Annotated in this window: 14 protein-coding genes and 2 tRNA genes; 10 read left to right on the forward strand and 6 right to left on the reverse strand. The window is 54.0% G+C overall.

Annotated elements, in window-relative coordinates:
* Positions 1-9 precede the first annotated feature (9 nt).
* Genes IPM59_10420 through IPM59_10440 form a run of 5 tightly spaced genes read left to right on the forward strand, consistent with a single transcriptional unit; the run spans position 10 to position 6658 of the window.
* Positions 10-2934: a 4Fe-4S dicluster domain-containing protein gene (locus IPM59_10420; GenBank protein MBK9215995.1), complete on the forward strand. Its 2925-nt coding sequence runs from the start codon at positions 10-12 to the stop codon at positions 2932-2934.
* 7 nt (positions 2935-2941) lie between these two features.
* Complete coding sequence (gene nrfD, locus IPM59_10425; protein MBK9215996.1) at positions 2942-4378, forward strand: polysulfide reductase NrfD; 1437 nt, start codon at positions 2942-2944, stop codon at positions 4376-4378.
* A complete protein-coding gene (locus IPM59_10430; protein ID MBK9215997.1) occupies positions 4365-4910 on the forward strand; it encodes a DUF3341 domain-containing protein in 546 nt (181 codons plus the stop codon). Before nrfD ends, IPM59_10430 begins: the two co-directional genes overlap by 14 nt.
* Complete coding sequence (locus IPM59_10435) at positions 4907-5467, forward strand: cytochrome c (protein MBK9215998.1); 561 nt, start codon at positions 4907-4909, stop codon at positions 5465-5467. The genes IPM59_10430 and IPM59_10435 overlap by 4 nt, the downstream gene beginning before the upstream one ends.
* A gap of 3 nt (positions 5468-5470) precedes the next feature.
* Positions 5471-6658 carry a hypothetical protein gene (locus tag IPM59_10440; GenBank protein ID MBK9215999.1) on the forward strand — a complete coding sequence of 396 codons (1188 nt, stop codon included), beginning with the start codon at positions 5471-5473 and terminating at the stop codon, positions 6656-6658.
* Positions 6659-6682: 24 nt separating this feature from the next.
* On the opposite strand, the gene IPM59_10445 is transcribed toward IPM59_10440, so the two are convergent.
* The 6 genes from IPM59_10445 to mutS all read right to left on the reverse strand — a co-directional run bounded on the left by IPM59_10445 (position 6683) and on the right by mutS (position 13415).
* Positions 6683-6757 (reverse strand) — tRNA-Cys (locus IPM59_10445).
* An 81-nt stretch (positions 6758-6838) separates the two neighbouring features.
* A tRNA-Gly gene (locus IPM59_10450) sits at positions 6839-6913 on the reverse strand.
* Positions 6914-6972: 59 nt separating this feature from the next.
* Positions 6973-8613 (reverse strand): ABC transporter substrate-binding protein, encoded by a 1641-nt coding sequence (locus IPM59_10455; protein MBK9216000.1) that lies wholly within the window; start codon positions 8611-8613, stop codon positions 6973-6975.
* On the reverse strand, positions 8610-9722 hold the full coding sequence (locus IPM59_10460) for a hypothetical protein (GenBank protein ID MBK9216001.1): 1113 nt from the start codon (positions 9720-9722) through the stop codon (positions 8610-8612). Before IPM59_10460 ends, IPM59_10455 begins: the two co-directional genes overlap by 4 nt.
* An 8-nt stretch (positions 9723-9730) precedes the next feature.
* Positions 9731-10855: a N(4)-(beta-N-acetylglucosaminyl)-L-asparaginase gene (locus IPM59_10465; GenBank protein MBK9216002.1), complete on the reverse strand. Its 1125-nt coding sequence runs from the start codon at positions 10853-10855 to the stop codon at positions 9731-9733.
* Positions 10755-13415 (reverse strand): DNA mismatch repair protein MutS, encoded by a 2661-nt coding sequence (mutS, locus tag IPM59_10470; GenBank protein MBK9216003.1) that lies wholly within the window; start codon positions 13413-13415, stop codon positions 10755-10757. The genes IPM59_10465 and mutS overlap by 101 nt, the downstream gene beginning before the upstream one ends.
* Positions 13416-13560: 145 nt before the next feature.
* Here mutS and IPM59_10475 point away from each other — a divergent pair, with 145 nt between their 5' ends.
* From IPM59_10475 to IPM59_10495, 5 genes are read left to right on the forward strand one after another with little or no spacing between them, the layout of a single operon-like run.
* Entirely contained in the window at positions 13561-14556 is a 996-nt protein-coding gene (locus IPM59_10475; GenBank protein MBK9216004.1) for an SLBB domain-containing protein, read from the forward strand.
* A 25-nt stretch (positions 14557-14581) separates the two neighbouring features.
* A complete protein-coding gene (locus IPM59_10480) occupies positions 14582-17044 on the forward strand; it encodes a polysaccharide biosynthesis tyrosine autokinase (GenBank protein ID MBK9216005.1) in 2463 nt (820 codons plus the stop codon).
* 7 nt (positions 17045-17051) lie between these two features.
* Positions 17052-18029 (forward strand): GDP-L-fucose synthase, encoded by a 978-nt coding sequence (locus IPM59_10485; protein ID MBK9216006.1) that lies wholly within the window; start codon positions 17052-17054, stop codon positions 18027-18029.
* Between the two features lie 8 nt (positions 18030-18037).
* Positions 18038-19141 carry a GDP-mannose 4,6-dehydratase gene (gene gmd / locus IPM59_10490; protein ID MBK9216007.1) on the forward strand — a complete coding sequence of 368 codons (1104 nt, stop codon included), beginning with the start codon at positions 18038-18040 and terminating at the stop codon, positions 19139-19141.
* A 5-nt stretch (positions 19142-19146) separates the two neighbouring features.
* A complete protein-coding gene (locus IPM59_10495; GenBank protein MBK9216008.1) occupies positions 19147-20079 on the forward strand; it encodes a glycosyltransferase family 2 protein in 933 nt (310 codons plus the stop codon).
* Positions 20080-20147 lie beyond the last annotated feature (68 nt).

Consider the following 20147-nt stretch of genomic DNA (forward strand, 5'->3'; position numbering starts at 1 on the left):
GTGAAGGCTATGAAAGAGAAGCTTTGGAAAGAATTTGTAGACGAAGGTGAGCGCAGCCTGCCGGTGCTGCAGGCGAACACTGGCCTGTCGCGCCGCACGTTTCTGGAGTTAATCGGCTATACAACGGCTGCCATTGCACTGACAAGTTGTACCGCTCCGGAGCAAAAGATCGTTCCGTTTTTGAAGCAGCCGCCCGAATTGACCCCGGGCGTTGCAAATTGGTACGCGTCAACCTGCGGGGGCTGCAGCGCGGGATGCGGAACGCTTGTGAAGGTTCGTGACGGCCGCCCGATCAAATTGGAGGGCAATCCTGAACACCCCGTAAGCAGAGGCGGACTCTGTCCGGTATCGCATTCATTGATCTTCGGACTCTATGACTCCGAGCGTCTGCAACAGCCTCTCATTGGGGGCTCACCGACAACGTGGACCAAAATTGACGAAACGGTCTTGCAGAAACTCACATCGATCAAGAGTTCCGGTGCAAAGGTCCGCTTTCTTTCCAACACGATCATTAGCCCAACCGCGCTTGATACTGTCAACACATTTTTGGCTCAATTCAAGGATGCTAAGCACATAGTTTACGAACCGATCTCAACGTCGGCCGTTCGACTTGCCCATAAGCGCACCCACGGAATCGAAGGGGTTCCGGATTACAGATTCGAAAGGGCAAAACTGCTTGTTAGCTTTGGTGCCGATTTTTTAGGAACGTGGATATCTCCTACCTCCTTTATTCGGGCCTACTCGCAGGCTCGGGACCTCAAGGGCGGTAGGCACGAAATGCTGCGTCACATTCAATTCGAGTCAAGATTGTCGTTAACCGGCGCAAACGCGGACAAGCGAGTTAAGCTAACATTCGCGGAGGAGGCCGACGCAGTTCTCCACTTGGCAAAGCTCATCGCCGCCAAAGCTGCAATCGGTAGCGGTACTCCGGCCGAGATCGCAACTCACCAGTCAACCAAACTCTCTGAACACACTAAGTCGGCCCTCGACAAGGTTGCCGATGAACTCGTCAGGGCAAAGGGGGCGTCGATCGTACTGTGCGGTTCAAATGATACGGACAAGCAGCACATCGTCAATTTCATCAATCAGACACTTGGTAATTATGGAGCTACGATAGACGTCGGTTTAGCAGTGTTGCAGGGCCAGAGCCGGGACGAAGACATGCAAACGCTTCTCCGGGAAATGAAGGAGGGAAGCGTCTCAGCCCTGTTCATGCTGAATACCAACCCGAGCTACGACTATTTTGCTAGCGCGGAGTTCGCAAGTGCGTTGGACAAAGTTCCGCTCAAGGTCGCCTTCAGTCCTACGGCAGACGAAACATCTTCTCTAGCAGACGTTGTATGCCCGACACATCATTTCCTTGAAGCATGGGATGACGCCGAGGCTGTGAGCGGGATACTCAGCTTGAATCAGCCGACCATCGCACCCCTCTTTGGAACTCGTGCATACCAGGAAAGCCTGATGCGCTGGAGCGGTGATAGTCGGAGTTACTACGAGGCTCTGCGTACTCGGTGGCAAACCAGCTATTTCCCCGGGCAGAGTAAGTTCAAGACGTTTGATGATTTCTGGGACCGGGCCCTTCACGACGGTGTCTATGTATCCCCAAAGGCAGAAAGCCCGACACCGGCGTTCAACGGTGAAGGCTTGGGAGAGGCCGCCACTCGCTTGACCGCTTTGCCGGGTTCAACCGAAGGGATGGCCCTTGCCCTATATCCAAAGGTTACATTGGGTGACGGCCGTTTCGGGAACAACCCGTGGCTCCATGAACTCCCTGACCCTGTCAGTAAGGCGACTTGGGACAACTACGCGAGCGTCTCGCCGCAGACGGCAGCGAGGCTGGATCTCACCGAAGGACAGATCGTCCGACTGAGAAAGAACACGGCTGCGATAGAAGTCCCGGTCCTCATCCAAGCCGGGCAGAGTGACGATAGTATCGCGGTCGCTCTCGGCTACGGGCGGTCCAAGGCCGGGAAGGTCGGAAACAATGTCGGTGCGAATGCCTTTCCGTTCGTAGAGTTCTCGAACGGTACATTTCAGTATCAGGTGCAAGGTGTCTCGATCGAGCCGACCACGAATCGTGTTGCTTTATCAAAGACCCAAACACACGATTCAGCCGAAGGACGGCCCCTGATCAAAGAATTTTCACTGGCCGAGATGATCAGCGGCCACCTGCACGAAGAGAACGAGGAATACAAGGACCTGTGGGCCCCGCACGATTTTCCCGAACACAAATGGGGAATGGTGATTGACCTAAACGCTTGCGTCGGCTGCAACGCATGTGTGCTAAGTTGCCAGGCGGAAAACAATATTCCGGTCGTAGGGAAAGAAGAGGTGGGGCGTCGGCGTGAAATGCACTGGATGAGGATCGACCGCTACTACGACGAAAGGCCTGACGGAACAACAACCCGCTTCCAACCGATGACCTGTGAGCACTGTGACAATGCCTCGTGCGAGACGGTGTGCCCGGTTCTCGCAACGGTCCACAGCAGCGAAGGACTGAATATGCAGGCCTATAACCGATGTGTCGGAACGCGGTACTGCGCGAATAACTGTCCCTTTAAGGTTCGGCGGTTTAACTGGTTCCTTTACGCTCACGACGATCCTGTCGCAAACTTGGCCCTTAACCCGGACGTGACCGTCCGCTCACGCGGGGTCATGGAAAAGTGCACTTTCTGTGTTCAGCGCATCGAAGAGGGCAAGATCCGTGCACGCAACGAAGGCCGTCCGATCAAGGACGGCGAGATCCGGACGGCGTGTCAACAAAGCTGTCCTGCGAACGCAATTGAGTTTGGTGATCTGAAAGATCTGCAAAGTGGGGTTGCGGCCCTCAATCGCACAAGAAGGAATTACATCTTACTCGAAGAACTGAATCTCCGCCCCGGCCTTACCTATCTGGCTAAGGTGCGCAACGACGGCGAGAACCTGGAGGGATAACCTTGGCATGGCAGCAGTCTTGAAAGACATTGGGCGTCAGACATCAGACGAAGAGGATCGCGTTCGGACCGAGATAGACAAGATCACGGCCCACACGGTGTATTCTCGCCTTCGAGAGCCTCTTATTGATGACAATAAGTCATACTCAGACGTTACTGGGGATATTTGCGCCCTCTTCGAACGATCTCCCGGCACCGGTTGGTGGATACTGTTTGGTATATCGGTCACGCTTTTGACGATCGGGGTTGTTGCCGCCATCAACACAGTAACCGTCGGTATTGGGACTTGGGGGCTAAACAAAACCGTTGGTTGGGCATTCGGCATAACGAACTTTGTGTTCTGGATCGGCATCGGCCATGCCGGAACCTTCATTTCTGCAATTCTGTATCTGTTCGCACAAAAGTGGCGTACGTCCATCAACCGTTCCGCTGAAGCAATGACGCTGATCGCGGTGATGTGTGCCGGTGTCTTTCCGATCCTGCATATGGGCCGCCCGTGGCTCTTTTATTGGATAATGCCTTATCCCAACACCCGTGGATCACTCTGGGTGAATTTTCGTTCGCCGCTGCTTTGGGATTTCTTTGCCATTTCTACCTACTTTACGATCTCGCTCGTTTTCTGGTATCTGGGACTAGTGCCTGATCTGGCGACAGCGCGAGACCGAGCAAAAGGTAAGCTGCGAAAAACCTTTTACACGATCCTGAGTTTGGGGTGGAACGGTTCGAACCGGACATGGTCACGGTATGAGACGGTGTATGGCGTGCTCGCCGCACTTGCGACGCCACTGGTGCTTTCCGTCCACAGCATTGTCAGTTTTGACTTTGCAACCTCGCTTGTACCGGGCTGGCATTCCACGATCTTTCCGCCCTATTTTGTCGCAGGCGCGGTCTTTTCAGGCTTTGCGATGGTCACAACGCTGCTTATCCCGGTAAGAAAGGTCATGCGCCTTGAAGCGTACATCACTATCCAGCACCTGGATAACATGTGCAAGATCACGCTGTTGACCGGCTCGATCGTAGGCTTGTCGTACCTGACAGAACTTTTTACCGGGTTCTACAGTGGCAATCCGAATGAAATTGCGGTGATTGTTAACCGCATGCTTGGACCCTACGCATGGGCCTACTGGGTGATGTTTAGCTGCAACGCGCTTATACCGCAGCTCTTTTGGCTCAAGGCCTTCCGGACAAGGATCCCGCTGATATTGATGCTGTGTATTCTTGTGAATGTCGGAATGTGGTTTGAACGCTTCGTCATCATCGTTACGAGCCTGCACAGAGATTATCTACCATCGAGTTGGGCTATGTTCATACCTACATTGACGGACGTCGGCCTTTTGGTCGGAAGTTTCGGGTTGTTCTTTACGGCATTCCTGATCTTCTTAAGGCTATTTCCCGCTATTTCTATCAACGAGGTCAAGGGGGTATTGCATTATGCGCGCGACTGAACCGGGCGAAAAGACTGTGCGTTATGCTGCAGCCTTTTTCGACAACGAGAACGATCTAATGGGGATCGCGGCAGAGGCTCGACTTCGAGGCTTTGTCATACAGGATGTCTTTACACCGTACCCAATCCACGGAATGGACAGGGCGGTTGGGTTGAAACGCTCGCGATTAGGGTGGATAGCCTTTATAGCCGGTGCGCTGGGGTTGATCTCGGCGATTCTTCTGCAGGTATGGACCTCCGCCTATGACTGGCCTCTCAATGTCGGGGGCAAGCCCTTCAACTCATTTCCGCTCTTTGTTCCGGTCATGTTCGAACTCACGGTCCTTTTCTCCGGCCTGATCTCGATCGGCGTTCTCTTCATGCTGAATCGGCTATGGATCTTCAGCAAGAAGCAGATATTTGAACGCGTAACGGACGATCGGTTCGTATTGGTCCTAAGACAGGAGGATGCCTCGTTCGACGCCGAGAAGGCAGCGCGTCTGTTTACTAAGTATCACGCTATTAATGTAATGGAAGGTGATAGGTTTGTATGAAGAAATCCTTGACCGTGATCTTGTTCATCCTTCTGCCGGTGGTCGTGATCGGTGGAATGATCGTATTGCGTCGTGACATCACAAGGCGCAATCGCGAGATCCCTACACAAATGCAGTATTCTCCTGCGTACCTGTCACAAACAGTAAATCCCGTCTTGCCGAATGGGATGACTTTGCAGCCGCCGGTAGAGGGAACTGTGCCGCGCGAATTTATGCCATTTCACTACCAAGCGACCCCAGAAGAAGCCTTGCGGGCCGGAAGGGAACTGGTCAATCCCTTTCAGCCAACTCAGGAAAATCTTGAACGGGGACGGTACATCTACACGAACACCTGCTCCGTCTGTCACGGTTCGTCGGGCGCGGGCGACGGGTCCGTCATTCCAAAGTACCCAAATCCACCTTCCTACCAAACCGACGCCTCCAAGGCGTTGGCCGACGGGACGATGTTTCACATTATCACGCTAGGAAGGAACAACATGCCGCCGCATGCGGCCCAAGTATCGGCAGAAGACCGTTGGAAAGTGATTCTTTTTATTCGAAGTCTGCAAGGAAAGTGAACTATGGCGAAGAATGCATTTCTTGATAAACGGGAACAGAACATCCTCCTCGTAATTCTGCTCATTGGTTTGGTCGGCGGCACGTTGGGTTTCCTCTCGGGTGAGCGTTTCTGGTTCAGTTTCCTGCAAAATGCATTTTTTGTTCTAACGCTCGCTCTCGGCGCCGCCCTCTTTGTCACGATCAATGCAGTATCGAATGCTGGTTGGGCAACCGCTCTGCGCCGGGTACCGGAAGCGATGATGGCCTATGTGCCGATCGGCGCGGTCAGTATGTTGCTTGTGTTCTTCGGCCGAAGTGCGATCTACGAATGGACGCGTCCGGTCACCGCGGCACACGAGGCTGGCCTCGAACTCGGCTTCAAGCACGCTTGGCTAAGTGTGCCATTCTTTTTCATTCGAATGATCCTATTCCTGGCAATCTGGTCTGGCCTGATCTACTTGATCCGTAGAACGTCATCGCAGCAGGATATCGACGGCAATCTGGCTCATACAAGAAAGCGAAAGATCTATTCGTCGATCTTTATTGTCATTTTTGGCATTACGTTCTCCCTCGCATCGTTTGACTGGATCATGTCAATCGAGCCCCTGTTCTACAGTACGATCTTCGCGTTCTACGTGATCGCCGGCACCCTTACGAGCAGCGTTGCTGCGATTACAGTCATCGTCATCCTCCTAAAACAGCGAGGCTATTTGGCGGCTGTTGGAGACAGCCATCTGCACAAACTGGGACAACTCGTTTTGGGGTTTGCTACATTCTGGGCCTATATCTGGATCTCTCAGTATTTGCTGATCTACTATGCGAACTTACCAGAAGAAACGATCTACTACTATCGGCGTACCTCGTCAAACGGGTGGATGGCTGTCTTTCTCGTGAACCTCTTCCTTAATTGGGTTATTCCGTTTGTAATGCTCCTCCCGCGCCAAGTAAAGATGAACACAAGATGGATGCTGGCGGCCTGTTGCATCGTCCTTTTGGGACACTGGATAGACCTCTACGTGATGATCTTTCCGCCCATATTTGGCAGTCCAATGATAGGCTGGGTCGACATCGCGGTCTTACTTGGCTTCACGGCACTTTTTGTGAGCTTCCTTATCAGGAATCTGCATCCGGACAGACTGATCCCATATAATGACCCCTACCTGGATGAGAGCATGGGCAGAACTACATTGGAACTCGCATCTGGCGGATAAATACGTTCTTCTTTAGATTTGAGTTGGAGGCGGCGATCGGAATCGAACCGATGAATAAAGGTTTTGCAGACCTCTGCCTTACCACTTGGCTACGCCGCCATGAACGGAAGGATAAAGGAGAAAGGCTAAAGAAGAAAGGCACGATCAAGCCTTTATCCTTCAGCCTTGGCCCCTACAAACTGGAGCGGGAGACGAGGGTCGAACTCGCGACTTCGACCTTGGCAAGGTCGCGCTCTACCACTGAGCTACTCCCGCGGCAAATGATAATTCTACCGTCTGGCACTGAATTGTCAAGCCGGTTCGCGCCCGAACAACTAGGGCGAAACGGTAATGTCCTTTAGAAACGTCCAGTCGCCGCTGGGACTGATCTGGACGTTGGCTATGCGCTTATTCGACACGACAATATTAGCTGGATACCAGAGCGGGATCAGCGGCAAATCGTTCGATACAATGTCCCACGCGCGGGCATAGAGTTGTTTCGCGACGCCCTTGTCGGTGGCGTTGAGGGCATCTTCGACAAGCTTATCAACCTCAGCATTGGAGTATCTGCTTCGGTTGCAGCACGAAACGGTAGTGCTCGGTATCTTCGTCGAGCTAAAGAGGTCGCGCAGAAATATCGGGTCCTGATTGCCACCTATCCAAATGCCTGTGTACATTTGGAACTGGCCCTGTCTAAGGTGCTGGAGGATAGTTGGTCCGTCGAGAGTCTCGATTTGAATGTTGAGGCCCACATCGTTTAGCGAACTCTGGATGGCCTGAGCATACTGAGACACGGCGGCGCTGTTTGCCCTAAACTTAAATACTATCGGCTCATTCTTGTAGCCGGCTTCCAGCAAAAGTTGTCGGGCCTTGGCCGGATCATGAGAATATTCTTTTCCGGGTGCAAAAGCCCAAGATTGAGCCGGAAGGATCGACGAAGCGGTTCTCGCCTGATCCGAAAGCAGTTCTTTAACGATCTTTTCTCTATCGAGAGCATAGCCGATCGCCTGCCGGACCTTAACATTCGCCAACGGGCCCGAGGATACATTGAAAACGAGGTACTGAATGTTCGATCCGTCAGTTTGAAGAAGGTTGAGTTGTCCGGCACTCTGAATGGATTTCAGGATGTCGGGCGGAAGGTTCGTTGGATTCGGAGCGATATCAACCTCGCCCGTTTGGAGTTCGGCGGTCAGGGCGGTCGCATCGGTAATCGATTTGACCCTTAGTTCCTTGATCTTTGGAGCTCCTTCCCAGTAGTCCGGGAATGCCTCGAGTTCAAGGACGCCTTGAGATGCATCAAGCCGGACGAATTTGAAGGGGCCGCTTCCAACGGGGCTATCCTTCTGCTGTCCGACAGTGCCCTCCGGGATGATAGGGACGGCAACCAGGTTCGCCAACAACTGTGTCCGCAGGCCCGGTTTGGCTATGACAAATACGACCGTTCTCTCGTCGGGTGTCGTGATCGAGGTAATGTGCGGTACCGACTTCGTCTTGGGCTCGGCCTTTGGGGTAGTATTTGCGTCAGATCCCTCAACGGGAGCTGCTAGCTTGCCCATTTTCGCATCGTCCGCGGGAACCGTATCGTAAAAGGCCTTCGCCTTGTTTCCGTCGGCTTTGAATAACTCGTCGAAGGTATATTTGACGTCGGCCGAACTCAGCACCTTTCCATTATGGAATTTAACTCCATCCCGCAACGTAAAGGTCAACGTCAGGCCGTCAGGCGATGTTGTGATGTCGCTAGCAAGTTCGCCAACATAATCAAACTTCTCATCCTTGCGAACCAGCGTATTGAGCATTAGGTTCTTTATGCGCTCAGATGCCGAATCGGACTGGGTCGTCGTCAGCGTATCGAGTGTCGTGAATTTCTCAGGGATGGCAACCGTCACGAATCCTGAATTCTTTCGGCGGCACGTTGCCGACGCTACACACAACACCAACAGCAACATCCAAAATACGGTTTTACGCAGATTCGTCATTTCTCCCCAGGTGTGATTGACAGCTTCGCCTCCAACGTAGTGATCTCATGGCAGAGTTCGTCAAGCCGTTCGAGATCGAACTCCGGCGACGGTGCAAGCATCCTTTTGATCCGTGCGATCCTCGCTAGGGATCGATGGATGCGTTCATCTGATATTCGCCCCTCGTTGACGGCGGCGCAAACCGCTGCGAAACCTCGCCTGATTGCATCCGCGTCGGCACAGATCGCGAGCATGTCACAGCCGGCATCAAGCGCCAGCACGCAGGCCTCACCTATACCGAAATTGCGGACAATCGCTCCCATCTCGAGGTCATCGGTGATTACGAGGCCTTGAAAGCCTAACTCATCTCTCAACAGGCCCGTAAGGACCTTATGACTGAGAGATGCAGGTAAGAGTTTCCCACTTTCACCAGCCTCCTGCAAACGGCTTTGCGGATACGCCGCATGAGCGACCATAACCGCTCGGATGTCAGGTATCTGGACATACGGGGCCAGATCTACGCATCGCATAGTGTCGTCATCGATCTCGACCAACGGAAGTTCCTCATGCGAATCCACTACCGATGCACCCAGTCCGGGAAAATGCTTCAGGCAACCGATTATCCCGTTGCCTTGCAGTACATCGAGAAAAGTCCCGGCCATCCGCACGACATCCGCGCTCGACGCACCGAATCCACGCGAGAAAAGCCCATTGTTGTTCGCCGCCCGAGACTTGTCGATCACATCTACGACCGGTGCAAAATTCATGTTGAACCCAAGTATCCGCAACGATTCTGAAATGATGCGCGCGAGGACGCGGGCATCCTCTTCGTTCCGAAGCCGGGCGGCAGCCGGCATTGGCAACATGATCCGACGCAGGCGATCTACGCGGCCACCTTCCTGGTCGACGCTTAGAAGCGGCACCGTGGGCAAGAAGCCGCGAAGGGCATCAAGGAGTTCGCGGCACCCAAGCCCATCACGGATGTTGCGTGAAAAGAGGCAAATGCCGCCCGCCGGAACTTCGCTCAACAGGCTGCGGGCCGATGCGTCCAGTTCTGGTCCGGAAATGCCAACAAAAAATAGCTGGCCGATCTTCTGCTCTAAAGATAGTGATTCCAGTGATGGCAGCATCGTAAGGACTAATTGAAATAGCTGTGAGCAGCGAACGTCTTGTTGATATTGGCGCTCGTGACGGAATAGCTAAAGCCCTTCTGGATGGAAAAGGCCCCGATCATACCGGCCTTTGAGATCGCGACAAATCCGACCTGTAGACTCTGCGCTTTCACCCGATCATGCTCAACAATGCGCATTACAGCCCGACGACAGGCCAACTCGGGAGTCAAACCAAGCCGCATTTGCTCAACGACCGTATGAGTTCCGCAGATGCGGATGACCTCTTCGCCGATACCGGAGCTAGTCGCCGCGCCGACCTTGTTATCGACAAAAAGCCCGGCACCGATTATCGGCGAATCGCCGACGCGCCCACGCATCTTGAACGCCATTCCACTCGTCGTGACCATACCCGCGAGGTTGCCCCTCATATCCATCGCGAGCGTCCCCATCGTATCGTGATTAGGCGAACCATCCTCAAAGAAGTAGGGTGGTTTTGTCACCTTGCGTCCCGTTGACCGGGTGTTCTCGACATTTATCTGCGGTTCGTAGTTGCTCTTCTTTAACCATTCTTTCCAGGCCTTCTGAGATTCATCGGAAAGCACCCCCGATTCCAGCTTGAAACCCTGCTCGAGGGCGAACTTAAGAGCTCCTTCGCCCGACAGCAGCACATGCGGTGTCTTTTCCATCACTGCGCGGGCGACCGATATCGGATGTTTGATCCGTTCGAGGAAAGAGACAGCACCGATGTTCGCACTCTCATCCATAATGCATGCGTCAAGGGTGACAAAACCATCGCGGTCCGGTAGGGCCGCCAAACCGACGCAGCAACTCGGTTCGTCCTCGATGGCGATCCCCGCCTTCTCGACGGCGTCCAACGCCCTGCCGCCCAAAGAAAGCGTGGGCCAGCCGGCGGCATTAGCACGTATCCCGCTGTCCCAAGTTGAGACAATTACAGGTTTGGCACCGCTCTCGGCAGCGGCGTCAACGACTAGCGATAGAAACGGAGCGCCGAAGAGTGAGGTTCTGAGGAATGTACGTCGGTCGGTCACCTTATACGATGCGCTCCTTGATCTTCGTGAGCAATGCTTTCGATTCGTCCGGACTGAGTGTCGCGACCTCAAGTTGGCGGAGTTCTTCGATCGTGGATTCATTGCTGATAGCAAACAGGGAATATTGCGACGCGGCATGCCCGGCAGCCGCCCGAGCGAGACCCGTCGGCCTTTCGTCAGCAAAAACGGCAAGCTCATACCTTTCGAGCTTTGCGAGAACTTCTTTCGCTCGCATGACTACGTCTGCGGGTAGCCCTGCGAGTTTCGCGACCGCAATGCCATAGGATTTTGACGCCTTGCCAGGCTGTAGCTTGTGCAGGAACAGTACATCGCCGTCCTCCTCGGTCGCAGTGATCTGATAGTTCTTAGCGCCCGGCAGCATCTCGGCTAGCTCGGTCAGTTCGTGGTAATGCGTCGCAAAGAGTGTTTTCGCCGCATGCTCAGGTGAGTTGTGCAGATGCTCGGCGACCGCCCAGGCGATAGAAAGACCGTCGAAGGTCGACGTTCCGCGACCGATCTCGTCGAGCAGTACCAAGCTCCTCGCAGTAGCCCCGTAAAGGATGGCCGCGGTCTCTGTCATTTCGACCATAAAGGTCGATCTTCCTGACGCGAGGTCATCCGATGCCCCAACACGTGTCCATATCCGATCAACAATGGGCAACCGCGCCGAGGCTGCGGGAACGAACGATCCGATCTGGGCCATTATCTGGATCAATGCGATCTGGCGCAGTATGGTAGACTTGCCACCCATATTAGCGCCGGTGATGATCAGAAGCCTATCAGTCGAATTATTCATCCGAAGATCATTCGGAATGAAGGAGCCGCCGAGTGAAACTTCGACAACAGGATGCCGGCCGGACTTGATCTCGATCGCATCCCCTTCGTAAAGCTCTGGCGCGACATAATTGTGCTTCGCGGCTGTCTCTGCGAGGGAGCACAAAGCGTCGAGTGTCGCCAACGCCCGCGCTGTGGATTGCAGCTTGCGCGTCTCTTCGCAGACGCGATTGCGCACCACTTGAAACAACTCAGCTTCGAGTTGCGTGATCCGCTCGTCCGCCCCAAGTATCTTATGCTCCCATTCCTTAAGCTGTTGTGTCGTGTAACGCTCGGCATTCGCGAGGGTTTGTCGCCTTTCGTAATCGTCGGGGACACGCGTGCTATTCGCCTTTGATACCTCGATATAGTAGCCAAAGACGTTGTTAAACCGGATCCTCAGGTTTCCAATCTGCGTCCGTTCTCGCTCCTGATCCTCAAAGGCTGCGATCGTCTGCTTGGCCGAGACCGAGACCGTCCTTATCTCGTCGAGCTCCGGATGGTAGCCGCTTCGAATGACTCCACCCTCGCTTAGGTGTACAGGCGGTTCATCAACGATCGCCCGATCGATCAGGTCCGAAAGCTCGGGCAGTTCGAAGATATTCTCGGACAGCACCTGCAGCAGCAGCGATCTAACATCTGAAAGCTCAGCGTTTACTTTCGGGACCTGTCCGACCGAACGCCGTAACGCGACGAGGTCGCGCGGTGTCGCCGTCCCGAGATTGAGCCGGCCTATCAGGCGTTCCAGGTCGCTAACATCCTTCATCAGCAACCGAAGCTTCTCCCGAAATATCGTGTCAGAAAGCTCGCTGACCGCCGCAAGCCTTGTCTGGATCTCGGTTTGCTTTAGCGAGGGACGCCTCAGCCATTCTCGTAACAACCTGGATCCCATACCGGTGACGGTCTCGTCCAAAACGCCAAACAGAGTATTCTTCGATTTCTCGCCGCGACATTCGAAAATATCGAGATTCCTCAGCGTGATCGCATCTAGAACCATGAAGTCGCTTGTCTCGAAATAGGTGATTTCCGAGATATGGCCCGCTCCGGCCCTTTGTGTCGCCTGTGCGTATCTCAGACACGCTCCCGCTGCTCCAACAGCCTGAGAATGCCCATCGAAACCAAAGGCTGACAACGATCCTACCTGCAAGTGGTGCTTTAACGCCTCCTCTCCGACTTTCGAGTCAAAGTCATCTCCGGGCCGCTCGGTCAGGGTGAACGGTACGCGGCTTGCCACTGTCGGACGGCTTTCCTCGAAGAGCCCACGGCCACTACCCAATTCGTCATAGACTTCTGTGACCTGTTGATGGAGCGATGTTGGAAATAGCAATTCCCGGGGACCGAAAGCGTCTAATTCCTCACAGGCCTTCTGCCAGGCACCGTTCCCAGAGTGTTCGGTTGCCGTGAACTGCCCGGACGACGTTTCGAGAAAGGCCACGCCATATGTCTCGCCACGGCCGGTGATCCCGGCAAGATAGACAGGTTCCTTGGATCCGACAAGCTGCGGATCGATCGCAGTCCCCGGAGTGACCACGCGGACGACCTCGCGTTTTACGAGTTTTGTACCTTTCCCGGGCGTTTCCGTCTGGTCACAGATCGCGACTCGGTACCCTTTCTTTACGAGGCGGGCAATATACGAGGCGGCGGCGTGGTGCGGAACCCCGCACATGGGTATTGGATTCGGAGAGTCCTTTTGCCGGGCCGTGAGGGTTATCTCAAGCTCACGGGAGCCAACGATGGCGTCCTCATTGAACATCTCATAAAAATCGCCAAGCCGGAAGAACAGGATCGTTCCGGGATACAGCTTTTTGATCTCGAGATACTGCCGAAGCATCGGCGTGGCATTATCCATTTAGCTTATACAAGCAAGTTTAGCCAAAAGGCCCGAACTTTCAAAACTTACTGTTTCAAAGCACACGACCATCTGGTAATATATTCGTTTGCTGAGCGACAGTGCCATCAAAGACCGGCTTGGAAGGTTTGGTCCGATCGTTTTTATGAAGAGAGCATTACTTATCTTCCTTATCGCATGTGCCACGTCGAGCAGCGTCGTGATCGTTGACGCTCAGACGGTGACTACTCCGGTTTCGCAACCCGAATCCTCCGAGCAGCAGGATACAACCTCGATGAACGGGCGTGACGAGAGGTACCGGATCGGACTGCAAGACATTTTAGATATTCAGGTATTCCGCCATGCCGACCTTAGCGGTCGCTTTCCCGTCAGCCCAAACGGCACGATCTTGCTCTTCCGCCTCGAAAAGCCAATCGTCGCGGTTTGTAAAACCGAGACAGAACTCGCGATGGACATCGAGAACGCATACAAAGAGAAGTATTTGCGGGAGCCGCGCGTGAAGGTTGGCGTCGCTGAACAACGATCGCAATCGATCTCGGTCATTGGCGCGGTAGAGCGGCCCGGCACCTATTACGTCAACCGGCGTGTGCACCTCCTTGAGATATTGGCCCAGGCGGGCGGGCCCAATAAGGAGGCCGGCACGCGATTGCTCGTTGCTCGCACAGGCAGCAATTCGAGTTGTAAGGCCTCCGGCACAGCCGGTGAGAATGAACAGATCGCCGTCGTTGATTTTAAGATCCGGGACGTTCAGGAAGGGCGACAGACATTCTGGATGCAGCCTGGCGACGTTGTCTCGATCCTCGACGCGGACGTGATCTACGTTTACGGGAACGTGAATAAGCAAGGCTCATACCGAGTCCGTGAACCTATCACGCTGACTCAGGCCATCGTTTCGGCGGAAGGGTTGAAACCAGCGGCACAGAAGGACAAGATCAGGATCCTCCGGCAGTCTCCGGGAGACCTGGAGAGAAAGGAACTGGTATTCGACCTGAACGATATCGATAAAGGAAAGGCTAGGGATCCTTACCTTGAGCCGAACGATATTGTCGCGATCTCTCAGGATAAGGCCCGGGCGATCCTCAATGGAATCGCCAGATCGATAAAGACGGCCCTTCCATCTGCCGCCTATCGAATCCCGTAGTTTGTTTTTGCCATAACGCTCTAAGATGAAGGAATCTCGCGAGTTAATTCGACCGTCGCTGAATGACACTGCTGAACTGGAGCGGGTTCTCGATTCGTCTGTTCAGACGGGTCGATATCCGTCATATCGCGAGGCACCAGGCGAGGGACTTCAGTTGCTCGAATACTGGAGGGCAATTAGAAAAAGACTATGGCTCGTTGTCGGCATCGCGGTACTGATCACGACGCTGACAGCGATCTATATGGCCCGAAAGCCAAATGTCTATTCCGCGAGGGCGGTCGTGCAGGTTGATCTCGAACAGACCAATCCGGAATTGCTTACCAGTGACCGTCAGCGACCGGTGCTGACATCGGACCCGGCTTACTTCAATACGCAGCTGCAGCTCCTTTATAGTGACGGTCTGCTGCGTCGGGTAATAAAGGAGCACAGCCTCGACGAGAACCCGGAATTTCAGAAACTTAAGGCTGAAGGGACAACCTCTGCGTGGCACTCGGCCTTGCGCTCGCTGGGCCTAGCAACAGAGGACAAGCCAAAAGCAGACGCTCCTGAGCTTTCTGAATCGAATCTCGCTACATCCGAGGAGATCGCAGACGCGGTCAAGATCGCTCCGTTTGTTGAGGTTATCAAGAAGAATCTCGGTCTTGACCCGATCCGCGAATCGCGGGCCACGGTCAAAGACACTCGCTTGATCCAGATATCGTTCCAGAACAACGATCCCGAGCTTGCGGCGTATGTTGTCAACAGTATCGCGGAAACGTTTACCAACCAGAATCAGGAAAAGCGTTCTGGTACGAGCCGTAAGACGAATGACTTCCTGCAGGAACGCATTGCGTCGCTACAGTCTGAGATCAAGAACGATGAGCAGAAACTCGTCGAATTGACGGAAAGCGAAGGCATTCTCAAGACAACCGGCGAACAAACCATCGTCATCGAGCGGCTCGCCGGGCTCAACAAGGATCTCCTTGTTGCCGAGAATGATCGAAAGACAGCCGAGGCCCAGTTCCTTACGGTGAACAGCTCGCCTGACAAGGTCAAGTCGATGGTCGAGGAACAGATGGCCCGCTTCATAACGGAGCAGGAGAACAACATCCGCGCCTACCAATCTGACACGCTAAAGAAGATCGCTGACCTACGTCAGACTCGTGCACAAAAGCTGCAGGAGTTTCAGGAAGGGGCGCCGGAGATCCGCGAGATCGATGCCCAGATCAAGAGTTACGAGGATTCGATCGATAAGGCTGTCGCAAAGTTCAACGGTCAGCTTGAATCCTATCGGCAGCGAACAACGAAGAGTCTTCTCGATAATCTCCGAACCAAGTACCTCAGCGCCAAGGACAAGGAGGACAAGCTTCGCGTTGACTTTAATAAGCAGTACGAAGAGGCCCAAAGTCAGAACAGCGGGGCGGTGAACCTTAAGTTACTGCAACAGAATATTGATACCAATAAGGGCTTTCTCGACAATTTGCGTAAGCAGGTGAGCGGTAACGATATCGCTGCTCAGGGTTCGGACAACAACATCAGCGTGATTGAGATCGCGATACCGTCGGATATTCCCGTCGGTCCGCGTCGACTAATGACAGTGACCGCGGCTCTGCTGCTTTCAACGCTCTTCGGAATGGGGCTCGCCCTTTTTCTCGAATACCTCGACGATACGATTCGGACGACTGAAGAGATCGAAAACTATCTGCAGTTGCCGGCACTGGCGGCGATCCCGACCATTGATTCGATCCCGAAGCGAAAATTGCTGCTGGTCGGTGCCAATGAGCCTGAGGACGATGTGCCGACGTCACCTTTGCTAATCTCAGCCGATCCGCGCTCATCGCTGGCGGAGGCGTATCGCCATCTCAGGACGTCGATCCTCCTCTCAACCGCGGGCCACGCACCAAAATCACTGCTGATCACGTCGAGCCTGCCCTCCGAAGGTAAAACAACGACGGCGACCAATACGGCCATCAGTCTTGCACAAACCGGTGCAAAGGTTCTGATCATTGACGCAGATATGAGGCGGCCGAGGCTGCACAATGTCTTTAATATTGAGAATGGAATCGGGCTCAGCACACTACTTGCAAGCGAACTAAGCGATACGGAGATCGATAATGCGGTTCGACAGGATGAGCGGACAAAGCTTTATCTGCTCACGTCCGGACCGATCCCGCCGAATCCGGCCGAGCTTATCGGTTCGGAACAGATGGCGACGCTGCTCAAGCTGCTGCAGAAGAAGTTCACACATGTAGTCGTTGATTCACCGCCGATCGCGTCCTTTACTGATGGCGTTCTGGTCGCGTCCATGGTGGACGGCGTGATCCTCGTGGTCCACTCAGGCAAGAGCTCGCGGCAAGTCGTGAAACGCTCAAGACAACTGCTGCAGGAGATAGGGGCAAAGGTCTTCGGTGTTGTTCTCAATAACGTCAACCTCAACACCAAGGACAATTACTACTACTACCAGAGCTATTATCATCGAAGCACATATCATTCTGGCGACGAACAATAGCGGCAAAATGTTGAATCGGAGGATCTTCGTTGCCGGGGCCAGCGGCCTCGTAGGCAGCGCGGTCGTGCGCGATTTGACGAAGACGGGGTACACACAATTGCTGACGCCTTCGTCCGGGGATGTCGACCTCATCGACCCGAACCAGGTTAGAGACTTCTTCCAACAAGCTAGGCCCGACGTCGTCGTTCTGGCCGCCGCCAAGGTCGGCGGCATTCTTGCGAATGATACGTATCGCGCGGACTTCGTCTATCAGAACCTCATGATCCAGACGAATGTTATCCACGCAGCGTTCGAATACAAGGTTGAGAAACTCATACTTCTCGGAAGCTCGTGTATCTATCCAAAATTTGCTCCGCAGCCGATACCGGAAGAAGCGCTCCTCTCTGGGCCGCTGGAACCGACAAATGAGCCTTATGCTATTGCAAAGATCGCTGGGATCAGCTTATGCGAGAGTTATTATCGTCAACATGGCTGTAACTTCTTCTCGCTAATGCCGACCAATCTTTATGGTCCGCACGACAACTTTGATCTTGAGACATCGCACGTGATACCGGCGCTCATGCGCAAATTTCATGAGGCAAGAGTGGGCGGGGCGGGCACGGTAACGATCTGGGGTAGCGGGCAGCCTCGACGCGAGTTTATGCACGTAGATGACATGGCAGCCGCGATTCGATTTTCGATCGAACGGGTGGAGTCTTTCGATGTTTACAACAAAGGCATCTCGCACCTCAACGTCGGGACAGGCAGCGATGTGCGGATCATCGAGTTGGCCCATTTGATGGGCAGGATCGTCGGCTTTGCAGGCGACATCCTCACCGACGAAACACTGCCCGACGGCACACCGCAAAAACTGCTGGACGTAAGGCGTATCCACTCGCTTGGTTGGACGCACAACATTCAACTCCAAGACGGCTTGGCCGCCGTTTACGCTTGGTACCGCAAACATCCGGGTGCGGCCGACGATTTAGGCGTAACGGCCGATTAGTTTCTATTATGAGAAAGGCTTTGATCACCGGCATCACAGGGCAGGACGGTAGCTATCTGACCGAGATCTTGCTCGAAAAAGGCTATGAGGTCCACGGCGTCATCCGCCGGTCGAGCTCGTTCAACACCGGTCGCATCGATCATCTTTACGGAAATCCTGAGATCCTCAACAAAAGACTCTTTCTGCACTTTGGCGATCTGATCGATACGAGCAGCCTGAACCGCCTGCTTGAGAAGATCGTCCCCGACGAGATCTATAACCTCGCTGCCCAAAGCCACGTGAAAGTCTCGTTTGACCTGCCGGATTATACGGCACAGGTAGACGGGCTAGGCACACTCAGGTTTCTAGATGCGATCCGCGAGACCGGGCTTCGGCACGTCCGTTTCTATCAGGCCTCGACATCCGAGCTTTTCGGTAAGGTGCAGGAAATACCACAAAACGAAAAGACGCCGTTCTATCCGCGTTCGCCCTACGGAGTCGCAAAGCTCTTCGCCTACTGGACCATCGTCAATCACCGCGAGGCATACGGGACATTTGCGGCGAACGGCATCCTCTTTAATCACGAATCGCCTCGCCGCGGAAAGACGTTTGTCACCCGAAAGATCACTCGCGAGGTCGCCCGGATCGCCCTCGGTAAGGCAAAGTCAGTATCCCTCGGTTGTCTTGACGCAAAACGCGATTGGGGCTTCGCACCCGAGTACTGCGAGGGAATGTGGCGGATTCTGCAAAGCGACGTTCCCGATGATTTCGTTTTCGCCACCGGCGAGACACATTCCGTAAGGGAATTCGTTAACCAATCGTTTGCATTCATAGGTGTTACGCTCGATTGGTCGGGAACCGGCGTTGATGAGGTTGGAATGATCGCTGCGATCGATAAGACGGTATTTGAGGCAACGGTCGGTATGGCCGCCGGCCAACTCGCGCCGGGCACAAAGGTTGTCGAGGTCGACCCGACATACTTCCGCCCAACCGAGGTCGATATCCTTGTTGGCGACGCGTCAAAAGCCGAGAATGACCTTGGCTGGAAACCGACTACCACATTTACCGACCTGGTGCGGCTCATGGTTCAGGCTGACGTTGAACTAGTAAAGCACCCGGAACTCGATCACTGAACGTCATGGCGAATGTCCACATCGAGGTCGTCACACCCGTCCACAACCGAAAGGAACTCACTTTGGGCTGTCTGAGGAGCTTAGCCAAGGCGGAGCTATCAGGGATCGACCTACACATCATCATCGTCGATGACGGCTCGACAGACGGTACCGCCGAGTCGGTCCAGGCACAGTTCCCGCACGTCGAAATTTTGCGTGGCAACGGTAGTCTTTGGTACACAGGTGGAATGAATCTCGGCTTGGCTGCCGCCATGAGGCACCAACCCGATTTTGTCCTCGCGATCAATAACGATTCTGAATTCGACCCAGCGTTTCTAAAGAACCTTCTGGAAACAGCGCAGTCTGTTACTCGATCCGTTGTCGGGGCGGTCCTAGTCGACTGGGAAGATGGCAAGCGCGTTTTTCAGGTCGCACCGAAATGGAAGCTTTCTTGGGGAGGACTGCGGCACTGGGTGAAACAGACGATCGACACGCTACCGCAGTCTGCATTTCGTGTAGAGTTGATAGTCGGCAACTGCGCCCTATTTCCCGCCGAGGTGATTCGGCAAGTAGGACTGATGGACGCGGACAGGTTCCCGCAATATGGAGATGCCGAATACACTTCCAGAATGCGAAAACGTGGCTGGACCCTGCTTATCGAGCCAAGGGCACGAGTTTTTTGCAAGCCGAATGACGAGCCGGAACACATTTCAGAGCTATCCTTTGCGGCGGCATTCCGTGCATTGTTTATCGATCCGTTTCATCCGCACAGTCTTCGGCGGAGATTGAATACAACGGTGGCGTGTGCACCATCCATGTTTCAGGGTTACCTTGCGTTCGTTGTTTTTTTTGCAAGGTATCTCGTGGGTCGAAATTTCGAGCGACAATGGGGCCGAAACCAGTCTGAACCACCGCTTTCAGAAACGTACGCCGCGGACGTAATCCTTCCTGTGCGATAATCTCACCTTGGCTTCCTCTGCACGAAATATACTATACGTCTGGAACTACCGAGAATGGGGTGGAGCTC

It is taken from the genome of Chloracidobacterium sp. (assembly GCA_016715795.1).
In the GTDB taxonomy this organism is placed as follows: domain Bacteria; phylum Acidobacteriota; class Blastocatellia; order Pyrinomonadales; family Pyrinomonadaceae; genus OLB17.

Bases quoted from the DNA above. Each gene is read 5' to 3' on its own strand.
- IPM59_10480 (MBK9216005.1), top strand. From the start codon at position 14,582: ATGAAGGAATCTCGCGAGTTAATTCGACCGTCGCTGAATGACACTGCT.
- IPM59_10420 (MBK9215995.1), top strand. From the start codon at position 10: ATGAAAGAGAAGCTTTGGAAAGAATTTGTAGACGAAGGTGAGCGCAGC.
- IPM59_10435 (MBK9215998.1), top strand. From the start codon at position 4,907: ATGAAGAAATCCTTGACCGTGATCTTGTTCATCCTTCTGCCGGTGGTC.
- IPM59_10460 (MBK9216001.1), bottom strand. From the start codon at position 9,722: ATGCTGCCATCACTGGAATCACTATCTTTAGAGCAGAAGATCGGCCAG.
- IPM59_10440 (MBK9215999.1), top strand. From the start codon at position 5,471: ATGGCGAAGAATGCATTTCTTGATAAACGGGAACAGAACATCCTCCTC.
- nrfD (MBK9215996.1), top strand. From the start codon at position 2,942: ATGGCAGCAGTCTTGAAAGACATTGGGCGTCAGACATCAGACGAAGAG.
- IPM59_10475 (MBK9216004.1), top strand. From the start codon at position 13,561: ATGAAGAGAGCATTACTTATCTTCCTTATCGCATGTGCCACGTCGAGC.
- IPM59_10455 (MBK9216000.1), bottom strand. From the start codon at position 8,613: ATGACGAATCTGCGTAAAACCGTATTTTGGATGTTGCTGTTGGTGTTG.
- IPM59_10465 (MBK9216002.1), bottom strand. From the start codon at position 10,855: ATGAATCCACGATCGAAGAACTCCGCCAACTTGAGGTCGCGACACTCA.
- IPM59_10430 (MBK9215997.1), top strand. From the start codon at position 4,365: ATGCGCGCGACTGAACCGGGCGAAAAGACTGTGCGTTATGCTGCAGCC.
- IPM59_10495 (MBK9216008.1), top strand. From the start codon at position 19,147: ATGGCGAATGTCCACATCGAGGTCGTCACACCCGTCCACAACCGAAAG.
- mutS (MBK9216003.1), bottom strand. From the start codon at position 13,415: ATGGATAATGCCACGCCGATGCTTCGGCAGTATCTCGAGATCAAAAAG.
- gmd (MBK9216007.1), top strand. From the start codon at position 18,038: ATGAGAAAGGCTTTGATCACCGGCATCACAGGGCAGGACGGTAGCTAT.
- IPM59_10485 (MBK9216006.1), top strand. From the start codon at position 17,052: ATGTTGAATCGGAGGATCTTCGTTGCCGGGGCCAGCGGCCTCGTAGGC.